This window comes from Gordonia effusa NBRC 100432, from assembly GCF_000241305.1.
Taxonomy (GTDB): Bacteria; Actinomycetota; Actinomycetes; order Mycobacteriales; family Mycobacteriaceae; genus Gordonia; species Gordonia effusa.
In genome coordinates this window covers 92755-113925 of record NZ_BAEH01000036.1, presented here as the reverse complement: position 1 = coordinate 113925, position 21171 = coordinate 92755, and the positions used below count along the sequence as shown (strand labels likewise).

General features: G+C 61.8%; 22 protein-coding genes. 12 read left to right on the top strand and 10 right to left on the bottom strand.

Features of this window, described 5'->3' with window-relative positions; all coding sequences use genetic code 11:
• The first annotated feature begins 68 nt into the window (after positions 1-68).
• The 6 genes from fgd to GOEFS_RS05930 all read left to right on the top strand — a co-directional run bounded on the left by fgd (position 69) and on the right by GOEFS_RS05930 (position 6172).
• Positions 69-1085, top strand: a complete 1017-nt coding sequence (gene fgd / locus GOEFS_RS05955) for a glucose-6-phosphate dehydrogenase (coenzyme-F420) (RefSeq protein ID WP_007316993.1) — start codon at positions 69-71, stop codon at positions 1083-1085.
• 40 nt (positions 1086-1125) lie between these two features.
• Positions 1126-1692 carry a hypothetical protein gene (locus GOEFS_RS23400; RefSeq protein WP_040524556.1) on the top strand — a complete coding sequence of 189 codons (567 nt, stop codon included), beginning with the start codon at positions 1126-1128 and terminating at the stop codon, positions 1690-1692.
• Between the two features lie 42 nt (positions 1693-1734).
• Entirely contained in the window at positions 1735-2283 is a 549-nt protein-coding gene (locus GOEFS_RS05945; protein ID WP_007316991.1) for a TetR/AcrR family transcriptional regulator, read from the top strand.
• A gap of 46 nt (positions 2284-2329) precedes the next feature.
• Positions 2330-4441: a phosphate acetyltransferase gene (pta, locus tag GOEFS_RS05940; protein WP_007316990.1), complete on the top strand. Its 2112-nt coding sequence runs from the start codon at positions 2330-2332 to the stop codon at positions 4439-4441.
• A complete protein-coding gene (locus GOEFS_RS05935; protein WP_007316989.1) occupies positions 4438-5655 on the top strand; it encodes an acetate kinase in 1218 nt (405 codons plus the stop codon). The genes pta and GOEFS_RS05935 overlap by 4 nt, the downstream gene beginning before the upstream one ends.
• 118 nt (positions 5656-5773) lie before the next feature.
• A complete protein-coding gene (locus GOEFS_RS05930; protein WP_007316988.1) occupies positions 5774-6172 on the top strand; it encodes a DUF2834 domain-containing protein in 399 nt (132 codons plus the stop codon).
• Between the two features lie 32 nt (positions 6173-6204).
• On the opposite strand, the gene GOEFS_RS05925 is transcribed toward GOEFS_RS05930, so the two are convergent.
• The 4 genes from GOEFS_RS05925 to GOEFS_RS23395 all read right to left on the bottom strand — a co-directional run bounded on the left by GOEFS_RS05925 (position 6205) and on the right by GOEFS_RS23395 (position 12265).
• Positions 6205-7131: a TIGR03564 family F420-dependent LLM class oxidoreductase gene (locus tag GOEFS_RS05925; RefSeq protein ID WP_007316987.1), complete on the bottom strand. Its 927-nt coding sequence runs from the start codon at positions 7129-7131 to the stop codon at positions 6205-6207.
• A gap of 156 nt (positions 7132-7287) precedes the next feature.
• Positions 7288-9717: a serine/threonine-protein kinase gene (locus GOEFS_RS05920; RefSeq protein WP_007316986.1), complete on the bottom strand. Its 2430-nt coding sequence runs from the start codon at positions 9715-9717 to the stop codon at positions 7288-7290.
• Between the two features lie 5 nt (positions 9718-9722).
• On the bottom strand, positions 9723-10724 hold the full coding sequence (locus GOEFS_RS05915; protein WP_040524555.1) for a glutamate ABC transporter substrate-binding protein: 1002 nt from the start codon (positions 10722-10724) through the stop codon (positions 9723-9725).
• Positions 10724-12265, bottom strand: coding sequence for a GlnX family signal transduction membrane protein (locus tag GOEFS_RS23395; RefSeq protein ID WP_007316984.1), 1542 nt, complete (start codon positions 12263-12265; stop codon positions 10724-10726). Before GOEFS_RS23395 ends, GOEFS_RS05915 begins: the two co-directional genes overlap by 1 nt.
• 179 nt (positions 12266-12444) lie before the next feature.
• Here GOEFS_RS23395 and GOEFS_RS05905 point away from each other — a divergent pair, with 179 nt between their 5' ends.
• Positions 12445-12924 carry an NUDIX hydrolase gene (locus GOEFS_RS05905; RefSeq protein ID WP_007316983.1) on the top strand — a complete coding sequence of 160 codons (480 nt, stop codon included), beginning with the start codon at positions 12445-12447 and terminating at the stop codon, positions 12922-12924.
• Positions 12925-12946: 22 nt separating this feature from the next.
• Here GOEFS_RS05905 and GOEFS_RS05900 read toward each other — a convergent pair whose 3' ends face one another.
• Complete coding sequence (locus GOEFS_RS05900) at positions 12947-13303, bottom strand: hypothetical protein (RefSeq protein WP_138917903.1); 357 nt, start codon at positions 13301-13303, stop codon at positions 12947-12949.
• A gap of 836 nt (positions 13304-14139) precedes the next feature.
• On the opposite strand from GOEFS_RS05900, the gene GOEFS_RS23390 reads away from it, so the two are divergent.
• On the top strand, positions 14140-14292 hold the full coding sequence (locus GOEFS_RS23390; RefSeq protein ID WP_170323132.1) for a hypothetical protein: 153 nt from the start codon (positions 14140-14142) through the stop codon (positions 14290-14292).
• A gap of 115 nt (positions 14293-14407) precedes the next feature.
• Here GOEFS_RS23390 and GOEFS_RS05890 read toward each other — a convergent pair whose 3' ends face one another.
• Positions 14408-14785 carry an alpha-isopropylmalate synthase regulatory domain-containing protein gene (locus GOEFS_RS05890; protein ID WP_007316979.1) on the bottom strand — a complete coding sequence of 126 codons (378 nt, stop codon included), beginning with the start codon at positions 14783-14785 and terminating at the stop codon, positions 14408-14410.
• Positions 14786-15082: 297 nt separating this feature from the next.
• Positions 15083-15673 carry a TetR/AcrR family transcriptional regulator gene (locus tag GOEFS_RS22360; protein WP_007316978.1) on the bottom strand — a complete coding sequence of 197 codons (591 nt, stop codon included), beginning with the start codon at positions 15671-15673 and terminating at the stop codon, positions 15083-15085.
• Positions 15674-15784: 111 nt separating this feature from the next.
• Between GOEFS_RS22360 and GOEFS_RS05880 the strand changes: the two genes are divergently transcribed.
• Positions 15785-16582: an MBL fold metallo-hydrolase gene (locus GOEFS_RS05880; protein WP_007316977.1), complete on the top strand. Its 798-nt coding sequence runs from the start codon at positions 15785-15787 to the stop codon at positions 16580-16582.
• Complete coding sequence (locus GOEFS_RS05875; protein WP_007316976.1) at positions 16579-17901, top strand: lipase family protein; 1323 nt, start codon at positions 16579-16581, stop codon at positions 17899-17901. Before GOEFS_RS05880 ends, GOEFS_RS05875 begins: the two co-directional genes overlap by 4 nt.
• Before the next feature lie 2 nt (positions 17902-17903).
• Here GOEFS_RS05875 and GOEFS_RS23955 read toward each other — a convergent pair whose 3' ends face one another.
• Complete coding sequence (locus tag GOEFS_RS23955) at positions 17904-18110, bottom strand: zinc-binding dehydrogenase (RefSeq protein ID WP_373278185.1); 207 nt, start codon at positions 18108-18110, stop codon at positions 17904-17906.
• Between the two features lie 131 nt (positions 18111-18241).
• Entirely contained in the window at positions 18242-18811 is a 570-nt protein-coding gene (locus GOEFS_RS23605; protein ID WP_007316975.1) for an alcohol dehydrogenase catalytic domain-containing protein, read from the bottom strand.
• A 132-nt stretch (positions 18812-18943) separates the two neighbouring features.
• On the opposite strand from GOEFS_RS23605, the gene GOEFS_RS05865 reads away from it, so the two are divergent.
• Positions 18944-19351 carry a winged helix-turn-helix transcriptional regulator gene (locus tag GOEFS_RS05865; protein ID WP_007316974.1) on the top strand — a complete coding sequence of 136 codons (408 nt, stop codon included), beginning with the start codon at positions 18944-18946 and terminating at the stop codon, positions 19349-19351.
• Here GOEFS_RS05865 and thiE read toward each other — a convergent pair.
• Positions 19343-20011: a thiamine phosphate synthase gene (gene thiE, locus GOEFS_RS05860; protein WP_007316973.1), complete on the bottom strand. Its 669-nt coding sequence runs from the start codon at positions 20009-20011 to the stop codon at positions 19343-19345. The two genes, GOEFS_RS05865 and thiE, sit on opposite strands and share 9 nt — an antisense overlap.
• Before the next feature lie 145 nt (positions 20012-20156).
• On the opposite strand from thiE, the gene thiO reads away from it, so the two are divergent.
• A complete protein-coding gene (gene thiO / locus GOEFS_RS05855; RefSeq protein WP_007316972.1) occupies positions 20157-21170 on the top strand; it encodes a glycine oxidase ThiO in 1014 nt (337 codons plus the stop codon).
• Position 21171 lies beyond the last annotated feature (1 nt).

Sequence of the window (21171 nt, the reverse complement as noted above, 5' to 3'; positions counted from 1 at the left end):
GGGTAGAACTGAGATAGCAGTGCCGCGTCGCGTAACGCGGCGACAATGTGACGATCAGGAGGAAACGGGTGCCCCAGGAACTGAAACTTGGATTCAAAGCGTCGGCCGAGCAATTTGATCCGCGCGAGTTGGTGGAGATCGCGGTCGCCGCCGAAGACGCGGGTATGGATTCGGTTGCGGTAAGCGATCATTTCCAGCCGTGGCGTCACAACGGTGGTCATGCGCCGTTCTCGCTGGCCTGGATGGCCGCGGTGGGCGAACGGACCAAGCGGGTGCAAATCGGCACCTCGGTGCTGACTCCGACGTTCCGTTACAACCCCGCCGTGATCGCGCAGGCATTCGCGACGATGGGATGCCTGTATCCCGGCCGAATCATGCTCGGTGTCGGATCGGGCGAGGCGCTGAACGAGTACGCGACCGGATTTCAGGGGGAGTGGCCCGAGTTCAAAGAGCGGTTCGCTCGGCTGCGTGAGTCGATCGCGCTGATGCGCGCGCTGTGGTCGGGCGAGGAGACTGACTTCGACGGCGAGTACTACCACACGCAGGGCGCCTACATGTATGACATTCCGGCACAACCGATTCCGGTGTACGTAGCGGCAGGCGGTCCAGTGGTTGCGCGGTACGCGGGACGGGCCGGCGACGGCTTTATCTGTACGTCGGGCAAGGGTGTCGAGTTGTATACGGAGAAGCTGATTCCGGCGGTGAAAGAAGGCGCTGCCAAGGCCGAGCGCGAGTTCGACGAGATTGACCGAATGATCGAGATCAAGATCTCCTACGATCCGGATCCTGAACTGGCGCTTGAGAATACCCGGTTCTGGGCGCCATTGTCGTTGACGCCGGAGCAAAAGCACAGCGTGAACTCGTCGACGGAGATGGAGCGACTGGCCGACGAACTGCCGATCGAGCAGGTCGCCAAGCGGTGGATCGTCGCGTCGGATCCCGACGAGGCGGTGGAGAAGGTGAAGTTCTATACCGACGCCGGCCTCAATCATCTTGTGTTCCACGCGCCCGGTCACGATCAGAGCCGATTCCTCGAGAACTTCGCCCGCGATCTCGCGCCTCGTTTGCGTAAACTGTCGGTATAGCCGTAGGGAAATAACTCGGCACCGAGCAGGGAGCACGACGATGCGCGTGACCAAATCTGTCGGCATCTTCGCCGCGATGGTGACGGTCGGTGCGACAGTCACCATCGTCGCGCCGACCGCCGCGAATGCGGAAACGTCGATGGGGTCGTGCGAGTTGTCGGGAGCTGGGCCCGCGCCGTCGTGTTCCTACCAACTGAGTGACGATGACGTTGTTGTGCGCTTCCGCTCGGCTCCGTCAACGACATCGACGTTGACGTGCCGCGTGGAAGGCATCGGGGCGGTCCGGTTGAGTCCGGGAGCGTCGGGTGCGGTTAACGCCCGCAACCTGTCTAGCGGTTTCCATCGATTCGACGTCGCGTGCTCGACGCTTCGGGGTGGTAGCGGCGGCGTTAGCCGATCAGGCACGATCAGTGTCTACGTGCGGTCGGAGCCAATCGCGCCGCCCACGTCCACCCCGACTCCGACCACCACCCCAACCCCGCCGCCGGCAACCACGACTCCGCCAACTACTACTACTACCACCACCACTCCTCCGCCGACGACTACCACTCCGTCGACTACCACCACTCCGCCAACGACCACCCCCACGACGACGCCTGTTCGGTGATCGGGGCGGCTGCTCGTCGCGTGCCTTCGCTACGGTTGTCCAATGGATCGTGAGCGCATGGTGGACGTTGGTGTCGCCTTGGTATCCCGTTTCGGCGCCAAGGCATTGAGCCTGACGTCGGTCGCTCGGCAGGCCGGTGTCGCGCGCGCCACGGCATACCGAATTTTTGGCGGGCGGGACGCCCTTATCGCGGCGATCGTCGAGCGTGAGGTCTCACTGCTGCGCGCTCGATTGAACGAGTGGTCAGATACTCGACCCGATGCGGCGGGGAAGGTCCGTATTCAGGTCGTTGAAACGATGCGATACATCCGCGAACACGAAGCACTTCAGTACCTCCTCCGTAATGAACCCGAAGAAATCGTCCGCACCCTGGTGTCGACTAAGGACGCGACCGGGCCAACATTGATTCACCAGATCATCAACGCTGCAATTCCAGACCTGACTCCCGAGATCGGCGAACAGCTCTATCCCAATCCGGCCGCCGCCGCCGAGTTCATGGTGCGGACAATCTACTCGTTCATGCTGATTCCCGAAGGTGCGTTGTCCGACGAGGAGGCAGCCGATCTCGTTGTTCGAGCGATCGTGCGGTAGCGCGCCTGTCCCGTAGCGGCCGGGAGACTGACGATAGGGTAGGCGTATGGCTTTAGACACGGTCGCGTCGAACAGCATTTATGTCGCCTCCTCGGCTGCGGAGACCGGAAAATCGACCATCGCGCTCGGTCTTCTGGCGATCTTGTCAGCGACTGGCGGTCGGATCGGAGTCTTCCGACCGATCTCTCGGGCCGTGAGCGAAGGGGAGCGCGACTACATCCTCGAATTGTTGCTCGCACACGATTCGGTCGACCTCAGTTACGACGAATGTATCGGCGTGACGTACGACCAGGTCAACGAAGACGCGGAAGGCGCGATCAGTGAAATTGTCGCGCGATTCCATGCCGTGCAGGCTCAGTGCGACACGGTCCTCGTGGTCGGCTCGGACTACACCGACGTTGGCAACCCATCCGAGTTGGGATTCAACGCGCGGATCGCCGCGAACCTGTCGAGCCCGATTGTATTGGCGCTCAACGCATCTGGTCGGAGTGCGGATGAAGTGGTCGGCTCAGCAGAGCATGCGCTCCATGAAGTGTCGGCCGCTCACGCAACAGCTGTCGCGGTTGTCGCGAATCGTTGTGAGCCCGACCTGCTGAACGGTATTACTAAGGCGCTCAAGGCAATTCCGGTGGCGTCGTGGGCGCTACCGGAAGTGCCCATCCTCAGCGCGCCGACGATGGGCGAGCTATCGGAAGCGCTCGGTGGCTATCTCTACAGCGGCGATGCCGACCTACTCGACCGCGAGGCCTTGAATGTGATGGTCGGCGGGATGACCGTCGAACACATCCTTGAGCGACTGGTCGACGGCACCGCGGTGATCACGCCGGCCGACCGCTCCGATGTGCTCTTGGCCTTGGTCAATGCTAATGCGGCACAAGGTTTTCCGCGGTTGGCCGGCATCATTCTGAACGGCGGACTCAAACCGCATCCGATGATTCAAGCATTGGTGAACGGACTGAACCCCACGTTGCCGATCATTTCCTGCGAACAGGGGACGTACGACACGGCACGAATTGCCGCACATACTCGCGGCCGGGTGGCCTATCAGTCCGCGCGCAAGATCGAGGCCGCGCTCGCGTTGATGGAAGAGCATATCGACGTCGATCAGATACTCAAGGAAGTGGATCTCGACATTCCTGCGGTCGTCACTCCGCAAATGTTCGAATACCAGTTGGTCGCGCGGGCCAAGGCTGACCGGCGGCATATCGTTCTTCCAGAGGGTGAGGAAGACCGCATCCTGCGGGCCACCGGCCATTTGTTGAGACGCGGCGTCGCGCGGCTGACTCTGCTCGGTGACATCGACATCGTCGCGAAGAAGGCAGGGGCGCTCGACATCGACTTGACCGACGTCGACGTCATCGATCCGCTGACGAGTGAACTCACCGAACAGTTCGCGCAGACCTACGCGGAGTTGCGCAAACACAAGAACGTCGCACTCGACCGCGCGCGTGATCTCATGCGCGATGTCTCCTATTTCGGCACGATGATGGTGCATCTGGGAATGGCGGACGGAATGGTGTCTGGCGCGGTGCACACCACCGCCCACACCATTCGGCCATCATTCGAAATCATCAAGACCAAGCCCGGGGTGTCCACGGTGTCGTCGGTCTTTTTCATGTGCCTCGCCGATGAGGTGCTCACCTACGGCGACTGTGCGGTGGTCCCTGATCCGACGGACACGCAGCTCGCCGACATCGCGATCTCGTCCGCGGAGACCGCGTCGGTATTCGGCATCGATCCTCGAATCGCGATGCTGTCGTACTCAACCGGAGAGTCAGGAACGGGCGCCGATGTCGACAAGGTTCGGGCGGCGACCGAAATGGTGCGTGAACGTTCTCCGGAGTTGTTGGTAGAAGGGCCGATTCAATATGACGCGGCGATTGAGCCGTCCGTCGCTGCCACCAAGATGCCGGATTCCCCGGTTGCGGGGAAGGCGACGGTGCTGATCTTTCCCGACCTCAACACCGGCAACAACACCTACAAGGCGGTGCAGCGCAGCGCCGGTGCTATCGCCATCGGCCCGGTATTGCAGGGTCTGAATAAGCCGATCAACGACCTGTCGCGCGGCGCGTTGGTCGCCGACATAGTCAACACCGTAGCGATCACCGCGATCCAGGCCCAGAACCTGGCGAATAGCGCTGGAGGGCAAGACAAGTGAGTCCCAGCCAAACTTCCGACCGGCCGGTTCTTGTCGTCAATGCGGGCTCGTCTTCGCTGAAATATCAAGTGGTGCATCCACTTTCGGGTGATGTCGTAGCCGAAGGGCTGGCCGAGCGAATTGGTGAAAGCCAGTCAGTTATTTCTCATACTCAGAACGGGCACACCGATTCCGACGAATTGCCGTTGGCCGATCACGGCGCGGCCATTGCGCGGGCGCTGGAGTTCTTCGCGGCCAATGGCACCGACATCGCTAACGCGGATCTGTGTGCCGTTGGACATCGGGTAGTGCATGGTGGCCGCAGTTTCTACCGTCCGACGTTGATCACCCCGGAGGTGATCGCGGAGATCGAACGCATCTCTCCTCTTGCGCCGCTGCATAACCCGGCGAATCTGATCGGCATCCGGGCAGCCCAGGAACTGCTCCCCGACGTGCCGTCGGTGGCTATCTTCGACACGGCGTTCTTCCACGCTTTGCCCGATGCCGCGGCCACCTATGCGATCGACCGCGACGTCGCGGCGGCGCACGCCATTCGGCGGTACGGATTCCACGGCACCAGCCACGAGTATGTCTCCAAGGCGGCGGCCGAGTTTCTGGGCCGCGATTACGACGACATCAATCAGATTGTCCTGCACCTGGGTAACGGGGCGTCGGCGTCGGCGATCAAGGCGGGCAGTCCGATTGACACCTCGATGGGCATGACTCCGTTGGAAGGGCTCGTCATGGGCACTCGATCGGGTGACCTTGACCCCGGTCTGACCCTGCACTTGAACCGTGTCGCCGGTCTGGGCGTCGATGAGATCGATACCTTGCTCAACAAGCGGTCGGGGCTCAAAGGTTTGGCTGGGGAGAACGACTTTCGCACGCTGACCGCCAGTATTGTGCAGGGTGACGAGGATGCCCGCGCTGCCTACGACGTGTACATCCACCGACTCCGGCGCTATATCGGCGCGTACATGATCGAGCTGGGTCGTGTGGATGTCATCTCGTTTACCGCCGGCGTCGGGGAGAACGCGTCGTCGGTCCGAGCGGACAGCCTGGCGAACTTGGAGAACTACGGGATCGTTGTGGACGACGAGCGAAATGCCTTGCGAGGCAAAGAACCTCGTCGAATCTCGACAGACGACTCAGCGGTAACGGTACTGGTGGTGCCAACGAACGAGGAGTTGGCGATAGCCCAGCAGTCGGCAGCGTTGGTGGCTTCGGCGGATTGAGTCCTGCGCGTGGACTTTTCGATGTTCCGGCGTCGATGGCGGTTGACTCCGATCGTGGCCAGCAGTAGAGTTCGTTGGAACAATCTGCACTGAATGTTCCAAAGCGAAGAGGTGTTCGATGACTGACTCGTCCCCTGCTCGAAGCCGGCCTGCCGACACGGATCGCGACAGTAAGCGTTGGCTGGCCACGCCGCGTGCACGCGCGCTAGGAGTCATTTTCGTCGCGGCGCTGATAGGTCAAAATTCAATAGCGCTGCCCTACGTACGGCGCCATGGCTTGCGATCGGCGAAAGATTTCTTCAGCGGCGAAGTCTGGACAGCGTCGACGCCTAGCCGCTTCGCCATGGTTGACCTCACATTCGTCGTCATCGGATTTCATACCTGGGCCTTCGCTGAAGCTCGCCGGCTGCGAATCCTCAACTGGTGGCTAGCCAGTGTAGTTCTCACTTTCAGTGTGGGAATCGCATCCGCCATCCCGTTCTTCCTCCTCGCCGTCGAACGCCGAGTGCATTCGTAGGACCCATTGCATAGAAGTCGCCGCGGTTCTAGCTACCGCCCGAGAACCGCGGCGGCCTCCCAGGTCGCACGCTCGGTCTGCGGGCCCAGCGAGTCGGTCTGGGTCAACACGATTTCGGTGGCTCCAGCAGCGAGATAGTCACGCAACCCGGCCCGCACCTCGTCAGCGGAGCCGACCAGTCCCAGTTCAACGGCCCGTCGGGCCCCGCTAAGCTCGATCACCCGTTGGTAGGACGGAATCTGCTCGTAGAAGGAGGTCGCGGCGGCCAGCGCTGCGCGGCCGGCGTCGGGATCATCGGTTACCAGCGCGGGCACCAGTGCCACGACGCGCGGAGGCGGGCGCCCTGCGTCGACGGCCGCCCCGGCAAGAGTCGGAATGATCTGCGTCTCAAGCACTTTCGGCCCAGCTAGGAAAGGCAAGATTCCGTCGGCAAATCGCCCGGCAACCTCGAGGACACGGGGTCCCAATGCCGCGACCAGCACAGGCGGCGGCGAATCCACGCCGGCGAGTGTTGTCGGGATGGGTGAGACGGCACTAATCTCGGTACCCCGATAATCTACCTCCCCGGTCTCCAATACCGAACGGGTGATGGTAAGAAAGTCTGCCAATCGTTTTGCGGGACGACGGAATTCAACTCCGAATGCCTTCTCGGTTAGCGCCGCCGCGCCCAGCGCGAGACCGTACTGGAACCGCCCATGGGTCGCAGCCTGCGCCGTCTGGGCTTGACCGGCGACGATCAGCGGATGACGACCGAAGATCGGCACGGCGGACGTGCCTACGGTGATGTCATCCACCTCCCGGCCGATGATGCCGGCCAGTGCGATCGCGTCATAGTCGAAACGCTGACCGAGCCAGATTCCTGACAGACCCGACTCTTTTGCCGCGCGCGCTGAATCGACCCCATGATCCACCGCGTTGCCGAACTCAGGAGTGGAAAGAGCCGCACCGATAATGGTCATACTCAGTTAAGGCGCCTCGGCGCTGGCTACTTCCATTAGGGAGACTTCGGCGCGCACTGAGTAAAACTGTCCCTCTCCGAGCCGCTCGATTAGTGAGGTAACGACTTCGCTCTTTAGGATCGGGCCAGTAGTCGGTCACGGTCGCGGAACAACTACTTAAAACAACGTCTCCGGCCGCACATAATTTGCCAGGTCCACCAACATAAACCGATGTGCCCGATTGCCGCGAGTCTGATGTGCCAGCCGACGCAGGGTTTGCTCGGTCGCGACTCGCAGGCCGCCCTCGGTAAAGGGATAGCCGAGGAAATCCGGCAGCGGTTCGGTCGGTGGATGGGCGACGATCCAGCCCAGTGCCGTACCCAGAACGATGAGGGTGAGCCGTGCTTTGTAGAGCTCAGCATCGGGCATTTTGTCCAAACGCTCAGCAGCCCTTGTTAATTGCTCGTACGTGACATCGCCCGACGGCCGACCGTGAACGAGCACGAGAATGGCCGTCGCTTGAGCGGTACTGTAGTGCCGACTCGTTGCTGGAACATCATCGAGCGGGGCGATGGCGGCATCGATATTGCCCGCGACCAGTTCTAACCGTGCCCAACCGAATGCCGCGGTCACAATGCCATGATCGGTGAACCATAAGTCGTGATAGTGATGCCCGGCGATGTTGTACCAATCCTTGGCTTTCGCTGCGGCAGAAGGGGATCGGTTCGTCTTGGCCGACGTAATCCAGCGACCGATCAACTCAGCGGTTCCCGCGACGGCAAGTTTTGGGCCAATCTCGCCGGGCATGGCTTCAAGGACTTCGTTGAATCGCTCGAAGGCGAGCTCGGGTTCATCGTTGTAGAGCGCGCAGATGCCGAGATACCAGTCAATGCGCCAGTTCTCGCCGTAATAGCGAGCGATCGACGATAGTAGGTCCAACGCGGTATCGACATCGCCGAGTTCGAGGTGGGCGCGCACCTCAACTAGTTCAAGTTCGATCGACGGGTGGCCGTCGTTAGCGTCGAGCAGTTGCGGAAATCCGTTGGCGCGTGCGGCACGGATCGAATCGAGGATCTGCCTCGGATCGCTCAATGCCGCCGACGTCAGGAGCGGAGCCGCCCGATCGCTGGGGTCAACCAAGGGGACGGGCAATGCCCGGGCGATGTCGGCCGGATCGTAGAAGGCGGTCTGATCGGGATCGAAGAATGCCTCAATGGGGGCCAACAGCAGGTCGGCGCCGAATGTTGACCTTGGTGGGGTGAACACCGTAGACAGCGCTGGCCGTGGCACGCCGGTATGCACCGCGACGGTCTCGCGCAACACGTTGAGGACCTGGGTGGTCATTTCTTCCGCACTGGTGAACCGGTCGGCGGGATCGGGTGCGGTCGCTCGTTGCAGCAGTAGATGGAAGGACGGATTCTCTTCGAATTCGGGCACATCGGCGACGCTTGGCAGGCCGGCGACATACTGCCCGCCGCGCATCGGCATCGGAATGGTAAGCACGGCAAGGGTTCTGCCGAGGCTGTAGATGTCGGTGGCAATCTGTGGGCCCGTTTTCGCGATTTCGGGCGCCTGGAATCCCGGCGTTCCGTACAGGTGGCCGAACCCGTTGATGGGCGAAACCGCGCCCATGTCAATGAGTTTCACCTCATCGCTACTGACCATGATGTTGTCGGGTTTCACGTCGTTGTAGATCAAACCGACCGAATGCAAGTATCCGATAGCGGGGAGGACTTCGAGCAGATACGCCATCGCCTGCTCCACCGAGAGCAGCTTTGTGGATTCTTTGGGATCGCCGGGCTCGGCAGAGGTAAGTTGTTTGAGAGTTTGGCCGCCGATGTACTCCATCACGATGTAGCCGAAGCGATTTCCCTCTTCGGTGGTGTGCTCGACGAAGTTGTAAATCTTCACAATAGCGGGATGGTTGACCGAAGCCAGGAACTGTCTTTCCGCTACCGCGACCGCCTGTGCCTCCGAATCAGACGAATTCAGAAGACCTTTGAGCACCACCGGACGGTCGGAGACGTTGTGGTCGGTGGCGAGGTAAATCCACCCCATGCCGCCGTGCGCGATCGCACCCTGGATCTCGTATTGGTCGGCGACGAGGGTTCCCTTGGCCAGACCTGGCACAAACGAGTACCGCGCGCCGCAGTGCGGACAGTCGCCGCTGAGTGGGCCGGTGCCGGGGCCAGATTCGCGCCCGACGGGTTCGCCGCATTTCCAGCAATTGCGCTTGCGCTCGACGATGACCGGGTCGTCAATGACGGCATCAGCTGGATCCGTGTCGGAAATCCTTGGCAGTTCAACAAGATTGCTGCCCAGGCGTCGATCGTGCACCCGTGACCGCTTTGACGGGATTAGGCGTCGGGTGCCGCCGGAACTGAACGAATCGCGTCGGGGCGACGTATCTTCGACCGGCGCGGTAGGTTGCGAACCGCCCGACGTCGGACCCGAATCCGCGAACGGATCAAACGGCACGGCTTGGGTGCCAGCGGTATCGGTCGACTCGTCCTCGTCGTCGGCAAAGGGGTCGAAACGTACTGCCTGCGTACTGATTTCAGGATCGTCTGAATTGGAGTCGTTCACGTCGGCGGATTCTGAGGTCATGTCGATCAGTCCCGATAGATCGGTTGGGGGGCGATGTACTGGGGGCCCAGCACCGACAGCCACTCGTTGTAGATCTGCTGCCACCGGCCATTCACGGTGATCGATGCCAGAACGGCGTTGACGAAGCGAACCATGTCGTCCTGACCCCGCGGAATACCGACGCCGTAGTATTCGGTGCCCAGGCCGGGGCCGACTACCTTGAGCCAGGGGTCTTGTATCGCGAGGCCGGCGAGGATCGCGTCGTCCGTAGACACAGCCACTACTTCGCCCTGTTGCAGCAATACCAGACAATCCGCCCAGGTGGTGGTCTCGACCATCTTGACGCTGGGCACGAGCTGCTGTAAACGGCCGATCGACGTTACTCCGCGGGCGGCGCAAACTCGTTGCCCAGCAAGGTCTTCGGCGTCCTCAATGGTAGAGTCGCGCAACGCGAGGATTCGCTGTGAAGCAACGTAATAGGGTGCGGAGAAATTTACATCGCGCATCCGGTCGCAGGTGATACTCATCGTTTTGACCACTACGTCGACGGTGTTGCTGCGCAAGGCTTCGATGCGGTCGGCCGAGCTGAGTACACGGTATTCGACGCGGTCGGGAGAGTTGAAAATGGCGCGAGCAATCTCACGAGCGATATCGACGTCGAACCCCTTGATATCCCCCGATAGTGGATCTCGGAAACTGAATGGATTGCTACCGATGTCGAGTCCGACGATCAGCCGCCCGCGACCGTGTATCGCAGCCATCGTGGTGTTGGGGGCCATCTTTCCGGCTTCGGGCAGCTCGGTGGGCCGCAACGTCAGCGATGGATTACATGACTCGTTCGGCGGAGGTTCACGGGAGACGTTGGTCTCGACGTCGGCTGGCGTTGGCGGCGTCGCGGTTGCCGTGGGCGGAAGACTTTGCGGTGCGGCGAATTTGACACACGCGGCGAGGGTGAGGGTAAGCACGCCGAGCAGTACCACGAACGTGAGGCGCCGTCGCTGGACTGATGTAGATCTGTTGCGCGCCATCACATGTACTCCCGTACCCGCGGAGCGAGGCCGATCGGTATCACTATGGCCGCGATGATGCCGAGCGTCCAGATACCGTTTCCGGAGAAGCCCATCACCCGCTGTGCGGTGTTGATGTCATCTCGAAAAACGGTGCGCGCGCTGGTGATCGCCTCGACGAGCGCCATGTCGAGTTCGCCGTAGAACCGCGCCGCCGAGTTGGCGGTGTCGCCGACGAGGAGGGAGCGCGCGCCGCGGAAGTCTCCGCCGGCCACCAGGCGGTTGATCTCCGAATTGGCTTGGTCCCAGCCGTTGTGAGCGTTGATCGCGCGTTGGATCAATTCGTCGGACACCGACGTCGCCGCACCGGTCTGCCGTTCGTCCTTCAATGTGATCAGGGTGCGAGCGATCGAGTCGCTGGCTTTTCGGTAGGTCTGCTCCAACGAGTCTTGGTCGCGTCGTACCAGGGAAAGGGTCTGCGCCGACCGCGCCTGCTGTGTTTCGATCCGCGCCTGAGTCAGTTCGCGCAGCGGATCGGCGCCGTTATTCTTGGCATCGTTGGTCGCGGCGACCGACATCAGCCCGGCGACCAATAACCAGGTAAGCCCGACCACCATGGCGATCGTCGCGATAAGGATGCCGATGTTGAAGCGGCGGCGAGTGTGGCGACTGAGGTATCGAGCGGCAAGAAATAAAGCGACCAGAACCACCGCGAGTACCGCGTAAACTGCCCACGGCGGTTGGGTCAGTGAGCGCTGCGGATCGGCGATTGCTGCTGATCGTCGCTCGTAAAGTCGTTGGGCCGCAGGCAGAATCGTGTCCTGCATCAACGAAGACGCCTCGCCGAGATAGGCCGAGCCAACCGGGTTACCCAGGCGATTGTTGGTGCGAGCGGTCTCGATGATGCCGGTGTAAACGGGAACGTTGGTTGCCAGTAGCGCGAGGTCGGTGTGTACCGGATCGACAGGTAGGTCGTTGTTTCCGGTTGGGGTGACGCCGGTGGAATTGCTGGCGGCGATGATCAAGGCATTCGATGCCGTCGCGATCGCGTCGGAATAGCGTTTGCGCAGAGTCGGGGGCTCTAGACCGCCCGAGATGAACGCGGCGTTGGCGGCAGCGTCGGCGATCGAGAGCGAACTGTAAAGCACCTGCGAGGACTCCGAAAGCGGCTCGGTGTGATTCACGGTGTCTTGCAAGATCTGTGTGCGACTGTTGAGTGTTAGCGATGCGTACCAGCCGGCGAGGAAACATGCCGCGGCCAAGATGAGCGCCATCGCGATGAGTTTGCCGATGCTCGACGCCACGAGATGGCGGGCGGACATCAGTGGAGACTGCGCACGCACGCGAGCTGCGGCCATCAGCTCACGGCGGTCGGACAGCGCGCGGCGCAGCTGCGGGCTCGGCGGCCGTCCGCCCGCTCGTTCGGTACTGAGACTGTGTGCACTGCTGAGCGGGGTTGGCGTGCGAGTGCGCTCAGCGCGGGGCTTGCCGCCGCGTTTGCCGTCCGGCGGTACTTGTGCGCGACCCAACCGGGACCGCACAGAAGATGCGTCGCCGGCCACCAGTTGATCCTCCCTCTCGCACTCCGAGCACCTGACCCGATTAATCACTACCGTCTCACCACACAACCCTAATACCGGATGCGGTGGCTAGGCGGGACGAACTCGCCTACGTTTGGGAGTGCCCGTTTTGGGCAAGGAACGACGACATCGGCGGTGCCGTTGGGATTGTGGAGGCACCTGTGCGCGGAGATGGCGACGGCTGGGTTTTCGATGCGGATGGTTCGCGCTATTGGGGACGACACGGCGCGGCCGGATTGCTGTTGCGGGCGCCGTTGGCCGACGGTGAGGTGGCGATCCTGCTACAGCATCGAGCGGTATGGTCCCATCAGGGAGGCACGTGGGGCCTGCCCGGCGGTGCGCGAGATTCGCACGAGAGCGCGGTCGACACCGCAGTCCGAGAGGCCGACGAGGAGGCTGGCATCGGCGGCAACGACCTGCGGGTGCGCGCGGCGTTGGTAACTCACTCGGCACCGAGCGGGTGGACCTATACGACTGTCATTGCCGACGTGGACGAACCGCTGGCGACGACAGCTAATGGCGAATCCGCTGAACTTCGCTGGGTGGCGGAATCCGACGTCGACGGATTGCCTCTGCATCCGGGTTTCGGTGGTAGCTGGCAAGCGCTGCGCGAGCGGTTGGCTGATCTCGCCCGCGACTAGGTCGCGTCGTTGCCTTCACGCTTCAGAGACCCCTGGCGCGGCGGTGTGGATCATTTGTCAACGGCACCGCGAGGACCAAGACGATTGCTAGCAGGCAGATCATCGCCGCGCCAACATTATCGATGGGGATGGCCGAATTGATTTGCTCGGCGGTCGCAGATCGCCAGAAGATCCCCTGTACGAGCTGGTAAACACCCAAGACGAGGAGAGTTGCTACCACCAGCCAACTGCCTCGGCGATGCCGCAGATATGCAGCGCCAGCGAGTTCAGCGATACCGAACAGCAGGTACAAGACCCACATAGTTGTAGTGAAGAGACCTAGCCCGATCATGGTTAGACACATCACCACAAAGAGCGACAATGCGATTCCGACTCGCATGTGCATTTCCCGATCTAAGCCTATGGAGCGGGTGAGTATGGCGCGGGCGTTCCCGCCGGCTCGGCTTGACTATCGCAGACCTTGTAGTGCCCGTCTTGGTCCAGGGAAACAAGGAGCGCATCATCCGGTTTCTCGACGCCGTCCTGACGTACCACTACGAGATAGTCGTCGCCTGTCTTCTTCGACCGTGCCACTTCGAATTTTGGCGACTTGGAATTGCCGAAAACGCTGCTTCGAAATTCCATAAATTGCTTGTCAGTTGTCTTTTCCAGGAACCAATTGATAGGCCCACACGTGGTGGACAGTGTTGTGTTTCGATCTCCCGTCGCGAGAGCGTTCAAGTAGGCGATCGTCGCTTGCCCAGGGTCGTTCTCATCCTGTTTTCGATCGCACCCCGACACCGCGATCAACACGAATACGGCGACTAGTGTGGCTATAGATGCCCTACGTGAGAGCCGGTAACAGCTATCCAATAGACGTCTGCCGCTCTCAAGCATCCCTGCCTCCGTAGGTCGTAAATTTTGTATTGGTGGCTACAAACGGTTGTCATGTCCACCCACAGTGCATTGTTACACCCTGCGTAGCCTTGGTTTGCGGCATCAGCCGCGTCGTAGCACATATCGTGCCGGGCGCAGGCACCACTGAAATTGGCATTTCGTCCTGGAGCAGGATACTGATCGGGTGAGTATGAGCAGTAATCATGTCGGGCATCTTTAGTGCCGGGGCCGTCATATCTGTAGTTGGTTGGGATCGGCACACTGTCGGTATCCCTATTCGCATCCACGTTCGCCGGAAGCTGTTCGACGCGGGTTTGCTGACTAGGCGTCTGAGCTGCCGTGGTCGTTGCTTGGTTGGGGCCGGACCGCGGTGGAATCGACGTCGGAAAGGCGGTTGCGGTACCCAACCCAATCGTCGATACGAAAGCGATTGCCAGCACAACCGCCGAAGTTCTGGTGAATAGCAATACCGCACTGGTCGCCCGCGTCTGAGCGCGCTCGGACCACGGTTTGCTAGGTGTCCCCATGACATCAGTGTGTCCGGATCCGGCTTAGTGGTCTAAACAATACAGTCGAACGGTATACAAGAGGTGGCAAAACCGCCTGGTCAGAGTCGCGCCGTTGGCAGTAGTCGATTGGCTCCGGCAATCAACGCGTTGACGCTGGCCTCGTCTGAGCTGGCGCCGAATCCCGCTGCCCAGCATTGGCGATCATCGTTTTCGCAGAGCAAAAAAGTGATCACCTGATCACCGCTGGTGCGCTGGTGCAGGCTAAGGATCTGTATCGGTGCTCCGATGTCATAGAGCATCGATGTCATCGCGCTTATCGGCCCGGACGCCTTGGCGTGCAACGACATTGTGCGATCATCAATGGAAAGTGTTGCACGACAATCGATTTGGTCTCGTGCTGCGGGTTCGATTGTCCACGAACCCAGTCGGATGGAGCCTTCGGGGGCATAGGTTGAGGTAAATCCGTTCCAGTCCATATTCGCTGCCTCTTGCGCAATACCGCGAGGCAGCGAGTAACCGAGGAACTCGCCCCGCGCGGAACCAGATTGGGGCTGACGTGAACAGGATGACGCAGAAAAGTGAAGAGTACGCATCTCGTGTGATCATTTCGGTCGAAGTTCGAGTGACCGACAGAAGACGTAACAACCCGCAGCGGGGGGTCGGTCAGATCCAGACCCCGCTACGGCGGGTTACGAGAATGAGTTGAAGCACGGGACCAAGCCTAGTTCCGGCCGAAGGCTCGGGTCAACTCGGTTTTCCCTGACTCGCGGGCGCTATTGCTTGGTGCTCGGCAGCAAGATGTCGACCAATTTGTCGGCCGCGAACCCAACTGCCTCATCCCAGTCGGAAGCGCCGAACATTTGCCGCGGTCCGCTGTAGTGCATGGCGAGTCCCGATAGTAGTGACCAGAGGATGGTGAGGGTCAATTCCGGTTGCGGCACATCGTGTTTTGCGATGAACTCGGTCATCAACTCGACCAGTTGGCTTGTCGCACTTAGCAATTCCTCGACCGTTCGTCCGTCGACAAGCGACTCGGGGGTAACGAACGAGGCGACGTCGACTTCGCGACCGAAGACGCCGTACATGTCGCGGTAACTGGTGGCGAATCTGATGAACTGCTCCCTCGGCGGAGAATCGAGGTATGGCTTGAATTCTTCGACGGTCCGCAGAATCTGCTCGGCGTACAACGCGGCGAACAGTGACTCTTTGGTCGCGAAGTAGGTGTAGACGGTGCCAGCCGCGACGCCGGCCTCGCGGGCCACTTCCCGGATTTGCAACGCTTGAAGTCCGCGGTCGCGCAGGAGTCTGTCGCCCGCCCGCAGGATCTCCGCGCGACGCGCGGACTTGTCGACTCGCCGGGCCATAGCCGAATTGTAGCTGCGACGTGTCGACCAACTGTGCGCTGTTGACATTGTTCGAGTATCTCTGCCAGAGTGAACCTCGTTCATTGAACTGAGTTCAATAGGAGTGTTCGAATGAAAGTCCATCATCTCAATTGCGGCACCATGCGCCCACCAGGAGCGGATCCGGTGATCTGTCACGTGCTACTGATCGAGACCGACGAGGGTTTGGTTTTAGTCGATAGCGGGTACGGGCACGACGACCGAACCGACCCTGCCCGCATCGGCGCGATTAAGAGGGTGATCAGGCCCGACTTAGTTACTCAGGAGACAGCGGCAGCGCAGGTGGTCGCGCTCGGCTACGACGTCGCCGACGTCCGTCACGTAATCGCCACCCATCTGGACGTCGATCACATCGGCGGCGCGTCTGACTTTCCCGATGCCAAGGTGCACACCACGGCGGTCGAGAATGCGGTGGCATTCTCCTCGGGCTTTCGCTCTCGCGCCAGATACCGTCGCCGACAACTTGATTCGGTTGCCGACCGCATCGTGACGCATACACCGCGCGGAGATTGGTGGCGGGGATTCACCGACGTTATGCAACTGGCCGAAATCTCCGAAGGCATCGCCCTCATCGCGATGCCGGGACACACACTTGGCCATGCGGCGGTCGCCGTCGACGCTGGAGACCATTGGATTCTGCACTGCGGCGACGCGTTCTTTCATCGCGGCACGGTCGACGGCACGACGAAAACGCCGCTGTCCCTTCGACTATTCGAGAAGGCCGTCGCCGAGGATATGCGCGCGGTGAGGCGTAATCACGCGACGCTGGCTGATCTGTATCAGCGTGGAGATTCGGATCTGCGAATCGTGTGCGCACATGATCCGGTCATGCTCGCGGAGGCGCAGCAGACGGAGGTTGGCGGCCGATGAGCATCGAATCGGGTTCAAAGACCCGCCGAGTCGTTGTGCGCGTAGTGTGCACGCTCGTCGCCATCGGGCTGATCACCGCGCTGCCGGCCAGCATCGCCGAGGCTGACCCGTTCTACAGTCGATCGACAGCAGAGATCGGGCATTCCCAGCCGGGCGATGTCCTAGCGACGCGGCAGCTCAGCTACCACCTGAGCGGTATCTCTACGCCAGTCTCGGTAGTCCAACTCGTCTATCGGACCATTGATGCGCAAGGCCGGCCGTCGGCGAACGTGACGTCGATCCTCAGGCCCCCTGGCAAGCCGCGACGCGGTCAGGCGATCGCCTACAACTCGTTCTATGACTCGCTCAATCCGGCTGACAGCCCGTCGCGATCGATCGCGGGCGACGTCACTTTCGGCGGATTGATCAATACGGTCGAGACCTCATTCATCACCCCGCTGCTCCTGCAGGGTTACCCGGTCATCGTCACCGACACCCAGGGACAGCGCGCCGACTTCGCGGCCGGACCCGAATACGGAACCAACACTCTGGACGCGATCCGGGCCGCCGGCCGCGCGGCGCACACCGGTCTGACTAGTCGCACCAAGGTCGCTCTGATGGGCTATTCGGGCGGATCGATCGCGACCAACTGGGCCGCGACCCTGGCGCCCAAGTACGCGCCAGACGTGAACACCCGACTCGTAGGTGCCGCAGGCGGTGGTCTGCTGGTCGCGCCGTTCAACAATCTGCGCTATGTCAGTGGAAGTCTGGGTTGGTCGGGTGTCGCCGTCATGGCGATCATCGGTGCGATTCGCGCGTACGACGCCGATCTCACGCCGTATCTCAGTGCGCGAGGCCGTGCACTGACGCGGCAGCTGTCGCATGCGTCGATCGCCGACGTGCTGTACCGCCACCCGCTGTTGGCCTGGCGCGACATTGTGAAACCGCAGTATGCCGACCCGGCGAGCGTGAAACCCTTCGTCGAGATCGCCAACAAGCTCAACCTGGGTCAGGCGCCCACTCCGACGATGCCGCTCCTGTTGGTGCAGTCCACCCGCGGCGAATTAGAAGGCACCGCCGGAAACCTACCGGGTGTAGGTGTGGGCGACGGTGTGATGATCGCGGGCGATGTCCGATCGTTGGCGCGTCAGTACTGTGCGGACGGCAATCGGAGCGTGCGCTATGAGCAGGTGGAATATGCCAGCCATCAGACCGCGGCACTGGTCTGGGCGGCACAGGCACTCCCTTGGATCAACGACCGGTTCGCCGGCAAACCTGCCCCCACCAGCTGCGGCCACATTCCGCGAGGGAATTCGCTGCAGCCGGTGCGGGCTAGGTGAGACTACGGGACCAGCACCACTCGGCCTCGTAGGCCGCCCTTGGCGACGAGTCGGTGCCCCTCGGCCGCGTCGGCGAGCGGCAGGGTTGTCGCGACGCGGGTAGTCAGTTCACCCGCTGCCGACCTGGTCAATAGAGTGGCCAGCCGCGCTCCGTCAGGGACGACGCCGACTAGGTCGACACGTGATCCGTTGGGGGAGTGGTCGGAGATGGAGGTGTCACCCCAACGTAGTGTCCGCCCGGACGCAGTGCGCTCAGTGCGTCATCGTCGAGGCCAGCCGCATCGAGAATGGCATCGAATTGAATTGTGGCATTGAGGGATTCGATGAACTCGACGCCGAATTAGGTGAGCAGTGCAGCGTCGGTCCGGCGCGCGAGTCCGGTGACTCGCCAGCCCAGCGCCGTAGCCAACTGGGCCGCATAACAACCGACAGCGCCCGCCGCCCCGGTGATCAGCAAGGTTCGATCGCGCGCTGCGCCGAATATGTCGAGAGCCTGCGCCGCGGTAAGGGTGTTCAACGGAATCGAGGCCGCATCGACATCGCTGATCTCATTGGGTATCACGGCGACCGAACTCGCCGGCACGATGACGTAGTCCGCGTGCGAGCCCAACGGTCGATCCATGCCGACGGCGAGCGCTGCGACGCGGGTGCCGACAGGTATGGCGTCTTCGACGTCAGGTCCGTGCGCGACGACGGCGCCCGCGACATCCCAGCCCAGTCCGATTGAGCCCACGGACGTAATTACTCCAGCTTGGTGGAAGACTCCCGCTCTGGTAGCCAGATCCACCGGATTTATTGCCGCCGCCGCGACCTTCAATAGCGTTTCTCCGGGGCCGGGAATCGGAGGGGCGACCTCGATGATCTCGATCTGCTCCGGCCCGCCGGGTGAGTTGATTATTGCCGCCCGCATGATTTCCTACCTTCTCGTCCGTGGGGACGCTTGCCTTGTGTGCGATGCGTAGTCCACTCTGGACGAGTAAGTCTCTATTGGTAAGTAGGCACCCAGAAGTAAGTAGGTATCTGTGAGGAAAGGTTATCGCTTATGCCGACCATGACCGCGGCACAGAAGAAGGCTGCGGAGAAGAGTTCCTACGACGCGTTCATGGCAGGCTGCAAGAGCCGTCAGCTACTTGAGCGGATCGCCGACAAATGGGTCGCGTTGGTGCTCTGCTCCATCGATGAAGCTGGTGAGCCACAACGGTTTTCCGAGCTGTCCCGCAGTATCGCGGGGGTAAGTCAGAAGATGTTGACTCAGACGTTGCGCAACCTCGAACGTGACGGCTTGGTTACTCGCACGGTCACCCCGACCGTTCCGGTGACGGTGCACTACGCGCTCACTCCACTCGGCGCGTCGCTGCGCATCCTGTGCGGGCAACTCAAGACATGGGCGCAGGCGCACATGGACGAGATACTCGCCGCTCGGGACAGTTACGACAACCGATCAGACTGAAGCTGTCGCCGACCGCAGCTGTCGAGCGGCCACCTGAGCATCCGGCGCGTGCGTGATCGCCCGCACGACGACGATGCGTCGGGCGCCGGCGTCGAGCACCTCGGGCAGGCGTCGTTCGTCAATACCGCCGATCGCGAACCACGGGCGATCGGTATCCAACGACGCCGCGGTGCGGACCAGGCCCAGTCCGGGCGCGCTGCGGTCGGGTTTAGTCGGTGTCGGCCAGCACGGTCCGACACAGAAATAGTCGACGCCGGGTGCCGTCGCGGCAGCCCGTGCTTGCTCAGCGTCGTGGGTGGACAAGCCGACGATCATGTCATCGCCGACGATGTCGCGGGCAACGGCAATCGGTAAGTCGCCCTGGCCGAGATGCAGCACATCGGCCCGCGCCGCCGCGGCGATATCGGCACGGTCGTTAACTGAGAGAAGAGCGCCCGAAGCCTCGGTCACCTCACGGAGTTTTGCGAGCAGTTGCAGCTCTTCGCCGGCTTCCAGCGCCCCGAATTCGCGCTCACCAGGTGAACCTTTGTCGCGCAATTGCACGATGTCGACGCCGCCCGCTATTGCGGCACTGACGAATTCGATCAGATCGCCGCGTTCGCGGCGGGCGTCGGTGCATAGGTAGAGGCGGGCTCGGGAAAGTCGCGCGCGAAGGTCCACCCGCGCAACGGTAGGCTAGACGGCGAGATCACGGGAGTCCGAGGGTGCCGAAAGCGGGCACGGGCTGGACTGAGAGTGCGGACCTTCTATCCGCTGACCGTTACAACCTGATCCGGGTCATGCCGGCGAAGGGAGGAATCACATCATGAATCTCGCGGTCGTCGGTGGCGGTGTCATCGGGTTGACCTGTGCGTTGCGTGCCGCCGACGCCGGGTGGCGGGTCACCGTATTCGACGCCGGCGTGTCGCGTCGAGCCTCCGACGTCGCAGCCGGCATGCTCGGCTCCCTCGGCGAGGGCCACCCCGGCGAAGAGGCGCTGCTTGAACTGTCGGCCGCCTCGGTAAGGCTCTGGCCCGAACTGTTGCGCAGACTCGATGATCCCGACATCGTCGCGGCCCGCGATTCGCTGTTCGTCGCGTTCACCGCGGCCGACATGAAGTATCTGCATCAATTGGCGCGCTTCGTCTGGTCGTCCGACGATGAGGTGGCATCGAGATTGACCGAGGTCAGCGCGACGCAGGTACGGGCGAAAGAGCCGATGCTCAGCGGGCGATTGCAGGGCGGGTATCAGGCACGCGGGGAGATGGCGGTCGACAATCGGCGCCTGTTGTCGGCGTTGCGCCGCGCGCTTGCCGACGTGGGCGTCGAGTTCATCGACGCCCGGGTGACTGACCTCGCCGATGTGCGGGCAGATCGGATTCTGTTGGCGGCTGGCGTGGATGCGGCCAGGTTGTGGCCGGGGCTGCGAATATACGAAGCCAAGGGTGAGGTCCTGCGATTGGGTCGCACCCGGTGGTCGGTCGCCCCGCCTCGGCACGTGATCCGCGGGCGGATCGACAACCGCAATGTATATCTGGTGCCGAGAGGCGACGGTGTTGTAGTCGGCGCGACGCAGTATGAATCGGCCGACCCAGATGATCGGACACCGCAGGTGGGTGGCGTTGCTGATTTGTTGAGCGACGCGTGCGAGATCATGCCGGGATTACGGACCTACGACCTGACAGAAGTTGGCGCGGGCCTACGACCAATGACCGACGACGGCGTACCTGTCGTCGAGCGAGTGGATGACCGTGTTGTCGTAGCCGCTGGCCACGGCCGCAACGGAATTCTGTTAGCGCCCCACACCGCTGACCGGGTCGCAGAGTTATTGACGTCGTAGA